This is a genomic window from Rossellomorea arthrocnemi (genome assembly GCF_904424705.1).
Taxonomy (GTDB): domain Bacteria; phylum Bacillota; class Bacilli; order Bacillales; family Bacillaceae_B; genus Rossellomorea; species Rossellomorea arthrocnemi.
Map to the genome: position 1 here is coordinate 1 of NZ_CAJGBF010000019.1, position 17,167 is coordinate 17,167.

A 17,167-nucleotide genomic window follows, 5' to 3' on the forward strand; every position below is an offset into this window, starting at 1 on the left:
ATGCATGTGAAGATCCTCCTTAGTTATGAGCGATTGGTTAGCACCTGCATCATAACGGAGGGTCTTTTTTTATGCAATAGATGAATTCTCATCTCACAGGAATAGCTCCTGCGGGAATAGCGGGAAAGTTGAGACCCCGCAGGGCAATAGCCCGAGGAGGCTCAACTCACGCCCCGCGGAAAGCGAGCACCCTTCGTTCCAATCAACTAGCACTCACTAATTAAAAAGCAACAAAGGTTGTGAAAACAGCTTTGTTATTAAAAGGGAGGAGAATTAATTTGGAATTCAGAACTGAAAGGTTATTTATTAGGCCGTTTATGAGTACGGACTTACAAGATGTATTTAACATATATAATAATGATGATACGTGTAGATACCTCTTGCATGATAAGTGGACTCTTGAAAATATGAAGGAAAAATTTAATAAAAAGTTAGAAAATAATGCACTCACAAAAGAAACACTGCTAAGTTTAGCAGTAGTACACCAAACGAAAGTAATTGGTGATATATCTGTGTGGTATACAGATATGAAAGATACTGTAGAAATAGGCTATAGCTTTTCTAAGGCGGCTTCAGGTAAGGGGTATGCTACAGAAGCTGTCAGTAATCTAGTCAAGAAGTTATTTAGTGAGTATCATGTCCACCGTATACAAGCCAACCTTGATGTACGAAATACATCCTCCCAAAAGTTGTGTGAGCGTATTGGGATGAGAAAAGAAGCTCATTTTATAAATGATTTTTGGAACAAGGATGAATGGACAGATAGCATTGTGTATGGAATGCTACTTTCAGATTTGAAATGATGTAACGAGCAGTTTCTTTGAAATACGAGACACGAATTTAAACAATCTGAATAACATCTAAAGAATTTATTCCAACGTAAGGAGGATTCAAATGGATAAACGAGTTCAGTTTGATTTCGAAATAGATTTTACAAATGGAGGCGGGATACAGGGACAGGAATTCCGTTTGGATATCGATGGAGATGACATCTCTGATGAAGAGCTGGCCGAATATATTGTAGAGGACATGAGGTTATTGATGGTAGGAGAAGTGAGAATATTGAACAAAAGAATTATTAATGAGAAACATAAACGAAACTCAGTTGAAAAGAAAACGGAATAGTGGTAATTTATTGTGAATTATTCAGCAAGAATGTACTTTTTAATTAAAAGGCTGTTCTTGTAAACATTGTTACTTTTGAAGAAGACAGTAGTAGTTGATTTCCGCTCCAATCAACTGTCCAAGCGTTCGCTAAAAAATGTCAGGATTGCTTTCTTGGCTAATAGTACGAATGCTCTTTTTCTTTTCTGATAAATATGGACCATGTAGCTCTGACACCAGATGCTCCTTTAGAGGGTGAGGGGAACTGGGTAGACTCCTACGGAAAACGGGCGTGCCGAGACCCCGGAAGCAAAGCTGAGGAGGCTCGGCCGAACGTCCGTGGAAAGCGGAGCAGTTCCCCTCACCCTGTAGCACACACTCCATGTCAGAGCATGTACAAATAGTGTATTGGTAATCATAACCACAATCTTTGAGAAAATAGCTATTTAAAAAAGGAAATAACCAACTCTAAATAGAATGTAATCACTTGAAGAGGAGAGTGATTTCGTTGTGAGAAAATCTTTACAAGTCACATCGTTACCAGGATATGAAGAAGAAATTGGTCGATGGTTATGGTGTTTAGAGGATGTTCGCCGTATTCTTTTGAAAGAAATAACCGGGATCAGCCAAAGCACCCTTGACACAAAAAGGGATGGTAGACAAACAATTGGCTCATTGTTATATCATATCGCCCTGGTGGAGGCGGATTGGTTATATGTAGAAGTTCTTGGTACTGAATGGGATCCGAAAATAGAATCGTTGTTTCCATATAACGTCCGTTCAGAAAACGGCTCATTAATCCATATTGAAGCACAAAGTATAGAAGAACATTTTTACCGTCTTAACAAGGTGCGCGAAGTATTCCTTTCCCACTTTCGTTCAATGGACTTAAAGGATTGGCGTAAATTGAGGACAGTTGAAAAGTATGATGTCTCACCTGAGTGGGTGGTTTATCACTTAATCGAACATGAATCACATCACAGAGGGCAGATTTTTCAATTGCTTAGGGAATTGCGGGAGGTTTAAGTGGGGCGATTATTTCACTTCGCGCTTTTTTGCTGAGTAAAATGATTGTAAGGCTGCGTTCAAAAGGGACACTTGATAGGGGGAGAAGCTATGCTGAGTAAGCCAGAAGCAAACGAGTATGCTCCATATTACAAGGGCTATGTGAGCAATGTACCAGAAGGAGGTTTGCTCAAGATTCTTGATATTCAACTAAAGGAAACCATGAATTTCTTAAATGATTTAAGTGATGACATGGCTGAGTACCGGTATGCTCCGGAAAAGTGGACAATCAAGGAAGTCATAGGCCACATAACCGATACGGAGCGCATTATGTGCTACCGCCTTCTCTGTATAGCGCGAGGGGAACAGGAGATGCTGCCGGGATATCATGATGAGGAGTACGTGAAAAGGGGAAATTTTAATCGGTTTTCTTTACCGGAGCTTTTACATCATCAATCTCTTGTCCGTCAACACACTATTCTCCTTCTGAGTAGTTTGGATGAAAAAGCCTTGCTCCAGCGTGGAAAAGCAAACGGGTCAGAATTGACTGGACGTGCTATTGGATATATCATTGCGGGCCATGAAATTCATCATCGAAGGTTGATTAGGGATCGATATCTGAATACCGATTAAAGGGAAACTTTCATTTCCACTACGTAGGCATACCCGGACAGGGTGGGATTCTTGTTTATAGGCGAATGGTTTTGAAGGAATTTAAGATTGATAAACATACATATGTAGACGACCTGCTTATGTATAAGTTTGTTAAATAGCAGTAAGTTAAGTCAAAAACTGGCTGATGATCTTTGGAAATTTACAGGAAAGATACTGATGTAACAAAATTGTTAGTATGAAGTTAGGGGGATTATTATAAAAAATATTAAACCATTAAATAGTATAATCGGCTATATAATAGCTTTTATTGCCTTTACGCAAGCTTACAATAGTCGGTTAGAGGGAAGAGAGATATCCTATTATATCTACTTAATTGGAGGATGCTTCCTCATCATTTTATACACCACTTCTTTCATCATCATCATCCGAAACAAAAGAAAAAATAAGAATGTAAATCCCACCTCAAATAATTAACCATTTTATTTTTTAATGAAATGAAAAAAATCGAAACTTTCACTCTTTGGCCCCCGTCTAATTAATAGTAAGTACTAGTAGAGAAATCATTTCGTAATTAATAGCTCCTCTCCGGCTTTCTTTCTCTAGTTAACGGGCCGTGACGGGTGAATGGGGGAAAAATCATGTGGCAACAAAAAATAATTAAAACAGAACGAGGGAATTTCGAAATATTTGAAGCAGGGAATGGTGAACCCTTATGTGTGACTCATTTATATAGCGAGTTTAACGAGGGCGGCTACCACTTTGCTGACGGGTTTGTGGACGACTTCAAAGTGTATCTTGTAAACTTGAAAGAAACGGGAAATTCCACTGAGATTCAAAATGAAGATGAATTAAGCATGAGTGAAACAAGCAAGGATTTAGAAGCGATCCGATCTGCTTTAGGATATGGTAGCTGGAACTATGCGGGACATTCCACTGGTGGGATGTTAGGGTTGGTTTATGCTGCCGATCATCCCGACTCTCTAAAACGATTAATTGTGGGTGGAGCGTCAGCTACTAATGGATATGTAGAACATCAGGAAAGTATTTATAGTGATAGAAATCCTCTTAACAACAGAATAAAAGAGGTATTTTCCATCCTTCAATCCCAAGATGCAACAAAAGAAGAGCGGATACAAGCAGGCAGGGAATGGACAGAAATGTCATTAAATGATCCGGGCAGATTTGATGATTACTTTTCTAAGCCAAGCAGTGGAAAAGTGGTGCAAAAACGTTTAGAATATTATTCTTATACCGAACTGCCAACGTATGATATTAGAGAAGACATCTCAAGGATCAAAACCCCGACCATCGTTTTTTGTGGGAGATATGACTCTCAATGCCCATTTGTGTATTCAGAGGAAATTTTCAACCTTGTTCCCAATTCAACCTTTTATATCTTTGAAAATAGTAATCATTCACCTCATTTAGAAGAAAAAGAAAAATTCAGCGGGATGGTTAAAGACTCTTTTCATTTGGTCTGAACTGATCTTCAGCTATAACTGAATGTTAAAAAACAAAGGAACTTCTATCTACCGAAGTTCCTTTGTTTTTTTCCATGACATACATTATGGGTGAAAAACAAGCTTCCAATAAGCGAAACAGATTAACGTACAAATCCAAGAAACAAACCCGAAGACTGTGACAATGGTCGTTTCAGACCAACCGTATTTTAAGCCATAGTGATAATGAATCGGTGTCATTCTGAAGATGCGTTTCCCAGAAAGTTTATAGGAGGCCACTTGTAAGATAACCGACAGTTGTTCTGCGAAATAAATAAAGAATAATACGGGAATGAGAATCTCCACTTTCTCAATAATCGCTAGAAATGAAAGTGAGCCCCCAATCGCCAATGATCCCGTATCCCCCATAAAAGCTTTGGCAGGAAAGATATTATAAATGAGAAAACCGAGTAAACATCCAATCATGATTAAACAAAAAAGCTGGACCTCTGATTTATCTGAAATCATAACAAAGAAAAAATAGGTAGGAATGGCGACCACTCCTAACAGACCGTCCAAGCCGTCTGTGAAATTAATGGCATTTGCAGAACCGACAACAAATAAGGTGATCACACTGAAATAAACGACCATTGGAAGATCCAAAGAGAAATGGTGATAAATCCTAATTGTCGAATCTATTCCGAGTTCGTTCATCACGTAGTAAAGCAGAGCACCGGTAAAAAGAAACTGGAAAAACAACTTAGTCTTCCCCGATACCCCTCCAGGATCCTGCCGGGACGCTTTCCAAAAATCATCCAAGAAACCTATAAAGCTGAACAAAATATATGTAGTCGCCAGGAAATACATCAGTGGTGTAGGTGAAAAAATTAAAGATACGATCGTTCCTACAAAAAGAATGATTCCAAACATTAACGGAGTCCCTTTTTTGATTTGGTGATTGGTTGGAAGTTCTTTTCTAATTGGTTGTAGAAGTTTTAATCTTCTTAAGAGTGCAATGAAGAATGGAGATAAAACTGAGACTAATATAAAAGCAATGATAGCCGGAATGATTTGATGAATCACTTCTTATCTTCCCCTTTTCTGGTTACCTACTATAAGTAAGTTCGATGGAGATTATTGATATCCTTTAATCTATTTTTGAATTTACAGAGTTGGGGTGAAATAAGCATGGAGAATCTGGCGTGGAGAAGGGTGTTTGGGTTCAGCAGCTGAATAAATCAAACACCGGTGCTTGGCACCAGTAAACCGATTTATACCTGGTTCATGTCCAGGATCAGAAGGATTAATCAAGCAGGTTAGTGAAAAATGAAAGAGGATGGGACCAAATTGATTTAATCTAGGTAAAACCCAAACAAATCTGCTTCGTATTGGGCAGATTTGTTTGGGTTTATTTTAGGTACATTTTATCTCCTGCGGGAAAAGTAGCTTATGTGAGACCACGCAGGCCTGCTGAGGAGGCTCAAGGGCTACCCGCGAAAAGCGTAGTCTTGCACGGAAATCATTAGCGGTTTAAAAACGTAAACTACTATTGTTCGTCTTTATATCGTAGTTTTTTAGTTTTGTCCCAACTTCTTTTTATTGGAATGTCTGACCTCCAGAAACATTCATCATGAACAGATATTCTTACGTCATTATTGAGCTGCCTTTTCTTCACTTTCTAATTGTTGAGCCCGTTGTCGCTTCGATTTTCTGAAGTAGAGCAATTCGTAGAACACAGGGACTACGACGAGCGTCAGTACTGTGGCTCCGGCAAGACCACCGATGACGACAACAGCAAGGGATTTCGATACTAGACTTCCATCTTCTGTGTGACCGAATAGAAGGGGAAGCATGGCGCAGATCGTGGCAATCGCAGTCATGACGACAGGCCGTAGTCGAGTGCCGCAGGCTTCTAAAATGGCATCACGAATAATCATCGTTTCTTCATTCTGTTTGACACGGTCGATCAAGACGATGGCGTTCGTAATGACGATACCAATCAGCATTAACGCACCGATGAGAGCCGTCGCGTCTGCAGGTACCCCGGCAATGAGCAGTCCAAGGACGGCTCCGATTGAGGCTAGGGGCAGCGTGATCAAAATGGCCAGTGGAGCTTTCAACGTCTTAAAGGTCAGGACCATGATCAGGTAGACAATTAAGATGGAAGCAAGCATCGTCATTCCAAGGTCCTTAAAGTCGTCTGCCTGCTGGGCAGCGGCTCCGCCCGTATCGAGAGAAACGCCTTTTGGCAGATCGATATTCTTGATTTCGGTATCAATATTTTTCGAAATGACTGAAAGTTCTTCAGGTTTCACCTCTGCTGTGATCCGGACATATAAGTCACCATCTTTATGAAGGACGGTACTTGGTTTCTCCTCTTCCGTGATGGAAGCCACTTCCGTAAGAGGCTGGATACCTGAGCTTGTTGCAATCGTTAAATCTTTCAGATCAGACATTGTATCAGGATTGACGCCGGCGTCCAGAAACACAGGAGTTGTTACATCATCCAAATTTACGGCTCCTATCGGCTGCGGGTTCAACAAAGAACGGATTTGCATAGCCGTTTGTTGGGCATTCGCTTTCTCCGTGTCGACGTTCACGGTGAAGACAGGTGACGTTTTCTCTTGATTGCTTGAGACTTTCTTCACACCATCCACATTCTCGATCTTATCCATAATCGTTTTGGAAGTGATCAGGAGTTCGTTGGTGTCATTTCCGACGACGTCATAGGTGATGCTTGAGTTGGAAGAGCCTCCGAAGATGGACGATGGAGATGCCGTAATCGTTACACCTTTTTCATCCTTTTTCGTTTCATTCACTTTTTCAATGAAGGAATCAGCATTGGCTCCTTCCTCCAAGATGATGGTGTATACCACCGTGTCCGGATCGCTCACGGCTCCATATTGAGCATTTTCTTCACTTGAGCCGTACTGGGTGATCAGGTAATCGTACCCTTGAAACCCGGATAAAGTGTCTTCGAATTCCGTTGTGCGCTCTTTGATCGTGTCTTCCGGTGTATCACTCGGGAACTCCATTGTCACAGCTACAAAAGAGGCGTCATTCGCACTTGTTGCAGCTTTCGGTAAAGCGATATATAGAGCGATGGATCCTCCGAATACAAGAACGGCCAATAGAATTGGAACAAATTTATGATTGAGTGACCAGCGCAGTACATTCACATAACGATGCGGCGTGTTGTGTTTCGGCAAGGTAGTATTTTTCAACATGCTGCGGCTTAATAATGGCACTACCGTCACGGCTACAAGCAGGGAAGCGAGTAATGAATACGTAACGGTCAATCCGAAAGGAAGCAGGAACGCTTTCAACGATCCGTTGACGAGTCCCATCGGCAGAAACACGGCGACTGTAATGAGAGTGGACGACGTAATCGCACGGGACACTTCCTTTGTAGCGAGTAGAACATTCTGCTTGGAAAGCTTCTCGTTCTGGCTTCGCCGGAAAATATTCTCGACCACGACGATACTGTCATCCACGAGCCGCCCGACAGCGACTGCTACCCCTCCCAACGTTAGGATGTTCAGTGTGACTCCGGATAACCAGAGAAGGAAAAGGGTGATACAGAGTGACAATGGAATCGAAACGACGGTAATCAGCGTCGGCTTGAATTTTCTTAAGAACAAAAGAATAACTAGAGTGGCGAATAAAGCCCCTAAGGCTACCTCGCGAACCATGCTGTTTACCGAGTTCTCCACCATATCTCCTGTGGTGAACAATGTCGTTGCTTCGACACCATCATAGTCTTTATTGATTTTATCCACGGTGTCCTTCACTTCTTCTCCAGCAGTAACAGCACTGGCATCACTTTCTTTAAACAAGACGAGTGCCAGGGCTTCTTTCCCGTTTACACGAGTGATGGTATTGTCAGCCTTCACTTTCTCAACGGTTGCGATGTCTTTCAGTTTAACGACAGGAGCATTTGGGACTTGCAGAGGAACGGGCAAGTTCTTAAGCGCATCAACGGAAGTCAAATTGTCCGAGACGTTGATTGTACTCTTCTGTCCATCAATCGTGGTGCTTCCGGCAGAAGCAGAGACATTTTGTCCTTGTAGCACTCCCATTACCGCGTTGACCGGGATATGTAACTTTTCCAGTTTGTCGTGGTCAAGATTGATTTGGACCCGGGCACTGTTTTCACCGGCGACACTTGCTTGAGACAAGCCCGATTGATTCTCAAACATCGGTTTCAATTCATCGTTGACGAGGTCAAGGTTCTCTTTCGTCAGTCCATCATCAAATGTCACCGATACCTGACCGATTGGAATCATAGAGGTATTCAGCTGAGAAACTTGCGGTTTCCCGACACCCTCAGGAAGTTGGATTCCTTTAATGGCATCCTCCACTTTATTTTTGGCTTCCTTCATATCTGTTTTGGAATCAAAGTTGATGGAAACCTGGGAATATCCCTCTCCAGTGGTGGATAGGATCGATGTCTTTCCTGAAATGGATGTGACAGCCTGCTCCACGGGCTCTGTGATGTTAGATGTCATGGAGCCGGCGTCATACCCCTGTCCAAGGGTGACGACCGTGACTTGTGGATTATCCGCTTCTGGCAAGAATTCCATAGGCAGACGGAAATAACTAATGATGCCGATAAGCAAAGTGATAATAACAAATAGTGTCATGGCTGCCTTATTGCGAAATACCCAATTGGTTAAAGCTTGCATGTGTTTCCCTCCTACTCATAATTTGGTTTTGAACCTTCTTTTCTAAGATACTTGATTACTGCCTGCATCACAGCCATCTCCAGGCTAATATTCACCTAGGTCTTGAGGCGTAGTTCATCCTTCTTTCCCAACAGTGGCCACAAAATTCATTTTACTAATGAGCAGGACCTTGTATTCTTAAAAACTTGTAAAATTTATGTAAGGTCCGATCATCTCAGTAAAAATATTCCTGCCACAATATAGTATTATAGTATTAATGGTAAGAAGTGGGAATGAGGAAATTCCAAAAGGCAAAACAAATGGCATGTAGACAAAAGTTTTACAAACAGATTGTCTAATGAAAGAATTTTTGAAATAATTGGAATTGAGTTAAGAATTTAAAAGAGAAGAGGGACCGTGTGAAAAAGAAGAAAAAGGTTTTAATCATAAGTTTACTGATCGTTGTGGTGTTGATGATCTTCCCGCCAATACTAGCCCCGGTGGTTCATAAAGCTGATTCACCGAGGTCTGCCTTAAGAGAAGCGATTTACAAGGATGGCCATTCCTATCAGAGCTTCTTGGCCTTCATTAAAAAAGGGGATTATCAAGATCAAGAATATGGCCAGCAATACCATGTGTATTGGTATAACTATAATAGTCCTACGGGGGATACAGCCACCATCTGTTATGCCAAGCTGAAAGAGAGTGAGGAGTATGAAGTGGCTTGTGGGACAGGGCCGTAATCATTTTATTAAGGGAAGGAACATCATAATGACACAAGCACTGATTTTCGATATGGATGGAACACTCTTTCAAACGGAAAGAATATTAGAGGTATCCCTTGACGATGCTTTTAATCGTCTGCGTGCATTGAAGAAATGGGATGGTGAGACCCCGATTGAGAAATACCGGGAGATAATGGGAGTCCCCTTACCAAAGGTATGGGAAACGTTGTTGCCTCATCATTCTTTGGAAGAAAGAGAGCAGACGGATGCTTTTTTTCTGGAGAGGTTAATACAAAATATAAGGGAAGGAAAAGGTGCCCTATATCCTCATGTTCAGGACGTATTCCGTTATTTAAAAGAAAATGATTACTCCATTTACATAGCCAGTAACGGTTTAATAGGATACTTAAAAGCGATTGTTGATTATTATGGCCTGAATCAATGGGTATCGGAAACATTCAGTATTCAGCAAATGGAATCACTGAATAAATCTGATTTGGTTCGGCATATTGTAGACAAATACCAGATTACAAATGGAGCCGTGATAGGAGACCGGTTATCGGATATCAATGCGGCGAAGGACAATGGCCTGGCGTCAGTTGGCTGTCGTTTTGATTTTGCCCGGGAAGAGGAACTGGCTAAAGCGGATGTGATCATGGAGGATTTAATAGAAATAAAAACTCTTTTTCCTGCACAAAAACAACGTATTAAATGAATTCGTTCTTTTTTAAAATGGAGATGGTGTAAACACGGGTTGTAATCCTATTTGTAAAAAAGATAGCGTAAGTTAGTACTGGAGGTGGCTATTTGAGTCGTAATCAAACGATCCATATTCTGAATGGCACAGAGATGTACAAACACTTCAAGGAGACACAGTTTCTTGAAAAAGAATGGATGGTCCCTTTTAACGAAGCCATGTGTTATGGAGAGACGCGGGAAGACATATTTTCAGATGAGTTTATTGCGATGCGTTCAATGGTTCATCATGTAAAGCCTGCTCAATATGCTGACATCACACTCAAGCCGTTGCAGCCGCTCTTTAAAGAGAATGTGGACCATATTGTCTTGTGGTTCGATGAAGATATGTTTTGTCAAATGAATGTGCTGACGATACTCGCCTGGTTGGATCAGAGAGAGTATAAAGGATCGATTGATCTGCATCTTGTGGATTATGAGTATAGGACAGTGAATGATTATAGCTTGGAAGCGAAGGGGTATGTTGATCTTTACAAACATGTGATGATTCATAAAATGATGCCTGAAGACGTTGACCCAATGCCTTTAAAGAATGGAATTGAACTTTATTTGAATTACCAAGAGAAGGATAGCGATTTGATGTGGTATATTCAAAGGCATTGGGACGTTCCAATAGAGAAGCTGGTTTCACTTATGATTGAGAATTTTAGACAGTATGGGTTAGGGGATACGCAATATTTTGAACTGATTGAGGAGCACCGTCAATATTGATGACATTTATTCAAGATGATGTTGCTAACAGGGTCGGAAGAAAAAAGAGTATTAAAGGAGATTTACATTGAATCAATATGCGCTGGTGTTTAGCTTATTTCTATTAGCTGTAATCATTGAATGGATCGGCCACGCATTTATCAAGCGTTATGATGATATAAGGATTTCACATACATTCTCATTTTTGGTGTGGGGTGGTCTTATGGTCACTTTCATTATCCTCTGGTCCGGAAAGGTAGCTGGCGGTTAAATGGAATAGAGTTCAAATCTTTTTTGAACGTCATGAACCATTTCATCAGGCATTTCCCTGACTTTGAGATCCTTTCCGAGGAAAAGCATCCAGTTTGTGAATTCGGTCAATTCTTCAGGTTTTCGGACATCGACATAAGTCTTTAGAGTGGCTGTAGTTTGGTAAGGATTCGTATAAGCGATTGATACACTTAAAGGATGATATTTCTTATACTGGGCAATTGCTTTCGGACCAAGTTCCAGGACTACGTTTATTTGTTCTTTACCGGTGTTTATTCTTTTGAAAATCTCTTTTTCACCTAATTGTTCCTTCGGCGAATATGGTTTAACGTCGATGAGTTGGTCGGCGGGAAATGTACGCTTCTTTTCTTCCTTTAAGTCAAAGCCTTCAATGATCCAGAAGCTTTTTTCATGATGAAGATGCAACAAATAGAGGGGATAAGATTTGGTCTCCTCACCTTCCCGGATTGTAAATAGTAAATATCGATCCATAAGAAGCATTTGGAAAAGGGTTTCCACCATTGGATGGGGGAGGTCAGAAAGGTCTAGTAAGTCGGGATTATAGGGATTGGTCCCTTCAAACAGCAAAAGTTGGTTCAGGAGAATCAGGTCATCCTGCTGGCTTTGTGAGATGAGGCTGAGTAATTTCTCTGCTATGGATCGTCGGCTTTTCAAATAAGGGAGCTGCTGATTACGAGTTGCCATAAAGGCAATAAACAGTGCTTTCACTTCATGATCGGTAAAACGGACTTCAGGCAGGACAGAATTATGCATAACAAAATAACCCCCATCCCTCCCGGCTTCAGAGACAAGCGGCATGCCCATTGACTCAATTTCTCTGATATCTCTAATAGCTGTCGAGCGTGAAACGTTAAATTCCCGCATGATTTCTGAAATTGTAAAGTGAGCTCGGTTGTTGATATATCTCATCATGACATTGATCCGTTCAACTTTTTTCATCAGGACCTCCAAAAAAGGTATCATTTTTTGATACTATTTAACGCTATTATATATGTATCAAGTGATGCAGACAAATCACTTGAAATCAAATAATAAAAAGGATGGTTTTTGAATATGGCAGAGTATCGATTAGAGGAAAAAGACGGTTTTATCGTAATAGGGTTGGGAACAGACCTTAAGAGTGATTATACTGATTTTGCTGGATTGAATAAGGAAAAGGCGGATTTTTGGCAGGCAGTCAGCGAAGACGGAAGGCTTGACACGTTAAAGTCCATGGCTGCAAATGACTATATCTTTGCAGTGAATGAGGCGGTGAATAACAAGATGATGCATTATGCAGGCGTCATGGCAGAGGGATCGTCACCAGTGCCGGATGAGGCAAGAGTGATTCAATTTCCTAAAGGGGAATACCTGGTTGTACAAGGAGAAGGTAAAACAGCTGAAGAGCTGAATAATAAGGTATCTGCCATAGCATTTGGTCAAGTCTTACCAGAAGCAGAGGATGTTGCTTACGTTGGGGCGCCTAACGCAACGGTTGAGATGGGGAACCGAAACGGGATGATATTTGGAGAAATGTGGATACCTGTTGTTCGGAAATAAGGAAACATCATTCTTCAAGAAATAGGAGCTTATCCAAAACAGGATAAGCTCCTTATTTTGATATTTGTCTTGAGTATGTTGTTTAATTTTGGAATAATTGGTAGTAGGCTGGAGGGGGATATAACAGAATTCATCCACCGTTGAAAGAATTATCCCATTTATTTGAAGAGCGGATTGAACGTCATGTATGGCATGAGTGCCACAGACACACTTTGGGATTAGATGAGTATGACTGTGGTCATTTCTTTTTAGTGTTAAAAAATGAACGGGGTGATCAAATGGGATTTTATTATTTTGCTATTTTAGTTATTGGTGTTTTTCTTGTGTTTGGAGCTGGTTTACAAGCGTTTAAGCAGGGCTCATTCTTAAAGCCGCGGGTATTTCTTTATGGGGGAATGGGTGTGGTGTTGATTGGGTTATCTATTTTTATGTTTACTCCGGGAAGCGCTGATCTTGTTGCTGAGCTTTTGGGTTTGACTGAAGGTTGATTCAAGAGGAGGATGATGGGGGAACTTTTATGCTCAAAAGAAAATATGGAAACCGTCGTGATTGGAAAAGGGTAACTCAAAGGAAATATGCTCAAACACATCTTAACACGAAGAATTTCCAAGGGGATCTTACTCTGTTGAATACAATGAAAGTAAAAGAACCCCTAATCACCCGATATGGTGAAAAAGAAATATGTATTGTGGACAATGGGTATATGTGGCTCCAGCACTTCCCCTTGGGGAAATTTCATTCCATCACTACCATGTTTGATTCATATGGACATGTCGTGCAGTGGTATATAGATATATGCCTTGAAAATGGGGTGGAAGATGGTATCCCCTGGATGGACGATCTCTTCCTGGATATTGTGGTGCTGCCATCGGGTGAAATTTTTCTATTGGATGAAGAGGAATTGGAGAATGCATTTAATATAGGAATGCTTTCTAAATGCATCTATGATTTAGCTTGGAATGAAAGCAGAACCATTATGAAACAGTTAAACAACAACGAATTTCCGTTAATTAAACTTGCCCATGAACATAAAAAGATGCTGGAGAAGGAACTTATATAATGTTTTAAACGTATGAGCTGGACTGAAAATCACCTTTTTGAGGGGTGGTTTTTTTATAGGCTCTTTTCGGATAGATTGTTGTTTTTGAACAATTTGTTGCATGAGCTCTATCAGCTTTATATAGGTCTATTTCAGACACACACGCTTAGAAAGTTGATTGGAACGGAAGGTGCTCGACTCCTGCGGGAATAGCGGGAAAGTTGAGACCCCGGAGGGCAAAGCCCGAGGAGGCTCAACTCACGCCCCGCGGAAAGCGAGCACCATTCGTTCCAATCAACTAGCACTCACAAATTAAAAAGCAACAAAGTTTGCGAAAACAGCCTTTTTATATGAATGAATACCCTTTAAGGGGGATTAGTTTTCTTGATTCGAATTTCGACTCTACAAACATCTCTTCCTACTATTATTATACCACGCTGAAAATCCATATTACAGACTGTTTCTTCCCACCCAATACTGCTAAACTCAAAGAACATTGATGAATAGGGGTGTTGCAGTATGAGTTCGTTGGTTCTCAGCTTTGAAGAAATGGAACAGTCCCAGCTTTTGCTCGTAGGTGGAAAAGGGTTGAATCTAGGTGAGTTAACAAACATTCATGGGGTAGAAGTGCCGGAAGGGTTTAGTGTGACAACGGTCGGATTTCAAAGAGCGGTTGAACAAAATGAAGTGTATGATGCTTTGTTGAATCAATTAGCCATGCTTAAACCAGAGGACCGGGATCAAATTGGTGAAATCTGCAGAAAGATCCGGGGTGTCCTCCTTGATGTAACGATTCCTTCTGAAGTAGTGAAAGCCGTAACACACTATCTCTCCAGGTTCGGTGTGGAGAATGCTTATGCTGTTCGTTCAAGTGCAACGGCGGAAGACTTGCCACATGCCTCCTTTGCAGGACAGCAGGACACTTACCTCAATATCATCGGCAGGGAATCCATCCTGAAGCATATCAGCAAATGCTGGGCATCCCTCTTCACAGAACGCGCTGTCATCTACCGGATGCAAAATGGGTTCGACCACAGACAAGTTCACATTTCCGTCATCATTCAAAGAATGGTTTCCCCCCAGGTTTCAGGGATCCTTTTTACAGCTGATCCAGTGAGCTCCAACCGGAAGGTAGTATCCATAGATGCAGGCTTTGGACTTGGTGAAGCATTGGTCTCCGGTTTGGTCTCTGCGGATCATTATAAAGTGCAGGACGGAATAATCGTGAATAAGAGGATTGCAAACAAGAAGTTGGCTATCCATGGACGAAACGGAAGAGGGACGGAGACTCAATCCATCCTCCCTGATCAGCAGAAGGAACAAGCCCTTACGGATCAACATATAGTACAGCTGGCACGCATCGGAAGACAGATCGAATCACACTTTGGTTCTCCGCAAGATATTGAATGGTGCTTGGAGGGTGACACCTTTTACATTGTCCAAAGCCGGCCGATTACGACCCTGTTCCCGATTCCCGAAGCGGCTGATGGGGACAATCGTGTGTATATATCGGTCGGTCACCAGCAAATGATGACGGATGCCATGAAGCCGCTCGGGTTGTCCTTTTTCCTCTTAACGACCCCTGCACCGATGCGAGTAGCCGGTGGAAGGTTGTTTGTCGATGTCACCCCTCGTTTGGCTTCAGCTGCCAATAGACAAATGTTCATTGATACACTGGGGAAATCCGAACCACTTGTAAAAGATGCCCTCTCGACGATCCTAGAACGGGACAATTTCATCAAAACAATAGACGATGAACCTATGCCTGTGCCAAGTAAGGAGAGCGTGGATCCCATCGACAGCGATCCAGTAATCGTCTCTGATTTGATCAAAAGAAGTGAAACCTCGATAGAAGAGTTAAATCAAACCATTCAAACGAAATCAGGATCGGAATTAGTAGACTTTATTTCGGAGGACATCCAGGAATTAAAGAAGATTCTTTTCGATCCTGTAAGTTCACGGGTGATCATGGCTGGGATGGATGCTGCATTCTGGATCAATGATCATATGTACGAGTGGTTAGGGGAAAAAAATGTGGCCGACACGCTGTCTCAATCTGTTCCCAACAACATCACTTCTGAAATGGGCTTAGCCCTGATGGATGTCGCTGATGCAATACGTCCCCATCATGGAGTGATTGAGTATTTACGACTTGTAAAAGATGATCAATTTCTGGAGAAACTGGTGACAATCGATGGTGGAAAGGAAGCACGGGAATCAATCGAAGCCTTTCTCACCAAATACGGAATGAGATGCAGCGGGGAAATCGATATTTCAAGAGCACGTTGGAGTGAAAAGCCGGAGGAACTTATTCCGATGATTCTTACTAACATCAAAAACTTTGAGCCTCATGCCAGCCAGCGGAAATTTGAGCAAGGACGACTGGAAGCGATTCATAAAGAACAAGAAGTACTAGAACGATTGAAAGCACTACCCGATGGAGAACAAAAGGCCATAGAAACGAAAAAAAGGATCGACATCATCCGGAATTTCAGCGGATACCGTGAATATCCGAAATACGGCATGATCCATCGATATTTCGTCTATAAGCAGGCTATGTTGAGAGAAGCAGAACAACTCGTTCAACATAACGTCCTAAATGAAAAAGAGGATATATTTTATCTCACATTTGAAGAGTTGCGGGACGTCGTACGGACCCACGAACTGGATGAGGGTCTCATACGTGAGCGAAAAGCCGACTACACCTTATACGAGAAGCTAACGCCACCACGTGTGATCACATCTGATGGTGAAGTCCTTACAGGGGAATACAAACGGGATAACCTCCCGGCAGGAGCGATCGTTGGTTTAGCTGTCTCATCAGGAGTGATAGAGGGGCGGGCCCGTGTGATTGTAAATATGGAAGATGCGGACCTGGAAGAGGGCGATATATTGATCACCAAATTTACCGACCCGAGCTGGACACCGTTGTTTGTATCCATAAAAGGATTAGTCACGGAAGTGGGTGGACTGATGACCCACGGAGCCGTTATCGCACGGGAATATGGCCTGCCGGCTGTTGTCGGTGTTGAACGCGCTACGGAAAGGATACAGGACGGACAGAGAATTCGGGTGCATGGAACAGAAGGGTATATTGAAATAGTGTAAATAATAAGCTCTAGATTAAAATGGCGAAACGTGATGCCGTTCAGTTAAGGAACAAGCTGAAGGATATGTGAAATCACCATGAATAGCAGACAAACAAGCTCAGGGTTAAGTTGCTCTGAGCTTGTTTTTTAAAAAAGTTTGTATCCCCGGTCTTATTCTTTTAAACGACCAATAATGAAATTCATCAGCTAA

The 17,167-nt window shown here is 41.7% G+C and carries 16 protein-coding genes; 13 read left to right on the top strand and 3 right to left on the bottom strand.

Annotation, left to right across the window (positions count from 1 at the left end):
- The first annotated feature begins 278 nt into the window (after nt 1-278).
- The 5 genes from BAA9072_RS19100 to BAA9072_RS19120 all read left to right on the top strand — a co-directional run bounded on the left by BAA9072_RS19100 (nt 279) and on the right by BAA9072_RS19120 (nt 4,205).
- Complete coding sequence (locus BAA9072_RS19100) at nt 279-803, top strand: GNAT family N-acetyltransferase (RefSeq protein WP_201716280.1); 525 nt, start codon at nt 279-281, stop codon at nt 801-803.
- 91 nt (nt 804-894) lie between these two features.
- Complete coding sequence (locus BAA9072_RS19105) at nt 895-1,125, top strand: cyclase (protein WP_201716281.1); 231 nt, start codon at nt 895-897, stop codon at nt 1,123-1,125.
- Between the two features lie 489 nt (nt 1,126-1,614).
- Nucleotides 1,615-2,130 (top strand): DinB family protein, encoded by a 516-nt coding sequence (locus BAA9072_RS19110; RefSeq protein WP_201716282.1) that lies wholly within the window; start codon nt 1,615-1,617, stop codon nt 2,128-2,130.
- Between the two features lie 90 nt (nt 2,131-2,220).
- Complete coding sequence (locus BAA9072_RS19115; protein ID WP_201716283.1) at nt 2,221-2,742, top strand: DinB family protein; 522 nt, start codon at nt 2,221-2,223, stop codon at nt 2,740-2,742.
- Between the two features lie 620 nt (nt 2,743-3,362).
- Complete coding sequence (locus BAA9072_RS19120) at nt 3,363-4,205, top strand: alpha/beta fold hydrolase (RefSeq protein WP_201716284.1); 843 nt, start codon at nt 3,363-3,365, stop codon at nt 4,203-4,205.
- 84 nt (nt 4,206-4,289) lie between these two features.
- On the opposite strand, the gene mraY is transcribed toward BAA9072_RS19120, so the two are convergent.
- Nucleotides 4,290-5,246, bottom strand: a complete 957-nt coding sequence (mraY, locus tag BAA9072_RS19125) for a phospho-N-acetylmuramoyl-pentapeptide-transferase (protein WP_201716285.1) — start codon at nt 5,244-5,246, stop codon at nt 4,290-4,292.
- Between the two features lie 569 nt (nt 5,247-5,815).
- Nucleotides 5,816-8,848: an efflux RND transporter permease subunit gene (locus tag BAA9072_RS19130; protein ID WP_201716286.1), complete on the bottom strand. Its 3,033-nt coding sequence runs from the start codon at nt 8,846-8,848 to the stop codon at nt 5,816-5,818.
- Between the two features lie 398 nt (nt 8,849-9,246).
- Between BAA9072_RS19130 and BAA9072_RS19135 the strand changes: the two genes are divergently transcribed.
- The 4 genes from BAA9072_RS19135 to BAA9072_RS19150 all read left to right on the top strand — a co-directional run bounded on the left by BAA9072_RS19135 (nt 9,247) and on the right by BAA9072_RS19150 (nt 11,269).
- A complete protein-coding gene (locus BAA9072_RS19135; RefSeq protein ID WP_201716287.1) occupies nt 9,247-9,570 on the top strand; it encodes a hypothetical protein in 324 nt (107 codons plus the stop codon).
- Between the two features lie 28 nt (nt 9,571-9,598).
- Nucleotides 9,599-10,267, top strand: a complete 669-nt coding sequence (locus BAA9072_RS19140; RefSeq protein ID WP_201716288.1) for an HAD family hydrolase — start codon at nt 9,599-9,601, stop codon at nt 10,265-10,267.
- Between the two features lie 92 nt (nt 10,268-10,359).
- Nucleotides 10,360-11,019, top strand: a complete 660-nt coding sequence (locus tag BAA9072_RS19145; protein ID WP_201716289.1) for an AraC family transcriptional regulator — start codon at nt 10,360-10,362, stop codon at nt 11,017-11,019.
- A gap of 67 nt (nt 11,020-11,086) precedes the next feature.
- On the top strand, nt 11,087-11,269 hold the full coding sequence (locus tag BAA9072_RS19150) for a hypothetical protein (protein ID WP_201716290.1): 183 nt from the start codon (nt 11,087-11,089) through the stop codon (nt 11,267-11,269).
- Here BAA9072_RS19150 and BAA9072_RS19155 read toward each other — a convergent pair.
- Complete coding sequence (locus tag BAA9072_RS19155) at nt 11,266-12,228, bottom strand: helix-turn-helix transcriptional regulator (protein WP_201716291.1); 963 nt, start codon at nt 12,226-12,228, stop codon at nt 11,266-11,268. The two genes, BAA9072_RS19150 and BAA9072_RS19155, sit on opposite strands and share 4 nt — an antisense overlap.
- Nucleotides 12,229-12,342: 114 nt before the next feature.
- Between BAA9072_RS19155 and BAA9072_RS19160 the strand changes: the two genes are divergently transcribed.
- The 4 genes from BAA9072_RS19160 (at nt 12,343) to ppsA (ending at nt 16,975) form a co-directional block, all read left to right on the top strand.
- Nucleotides 12,343-12,828 (top strand): GyrI-like domain-containing protein, encoded by a 486-nt coding sequence (locus BAA9072_RS19160; protein WP_201716292.1) that lies wholly within the window; start codon nt 12,343-12,345, stop codon nt 12,826-12,828.
- Between the two features lie 140 nt (nt 12,829-12,968).
- A complete protein-coding gene (locus BAA9072_RS24365) occupies nt 12,969-13,316 on the top strand; it encodes a hypothetical protein (protein WP_230980944.1) in 348 nt (115 codons plus the stop codon).
- A gap of 29 nt (nt 13,317-13,345) precedes the next feature.
- A complete protein-coding gene (locus BAA9072_RS19170; RefSeq protein ID WP_201716293.1) occupies nt 13,346-13,888 on the top strand; it encodes a DUF402 domain-containing protein in 543 nt (180 codons plus the stop codon).
- Between the two features lie 498 nt (nt 13,889-14,386).
- The gene (gene ppsA / locus BAA9072_RS19175; protein WP_201716294.1) at nt 14,387-16,975 is read left to right on the top strand and encodes a phosphoenolpyruvate synthase; all 2,589 of its coding nucleotides are present in this window, start codon (nt 14,387-14,389) and stop codon (nt 16,973-16,975) included.
- Nucleotides 16,976-17,167 lie beyond the last annotated feature (192 nt).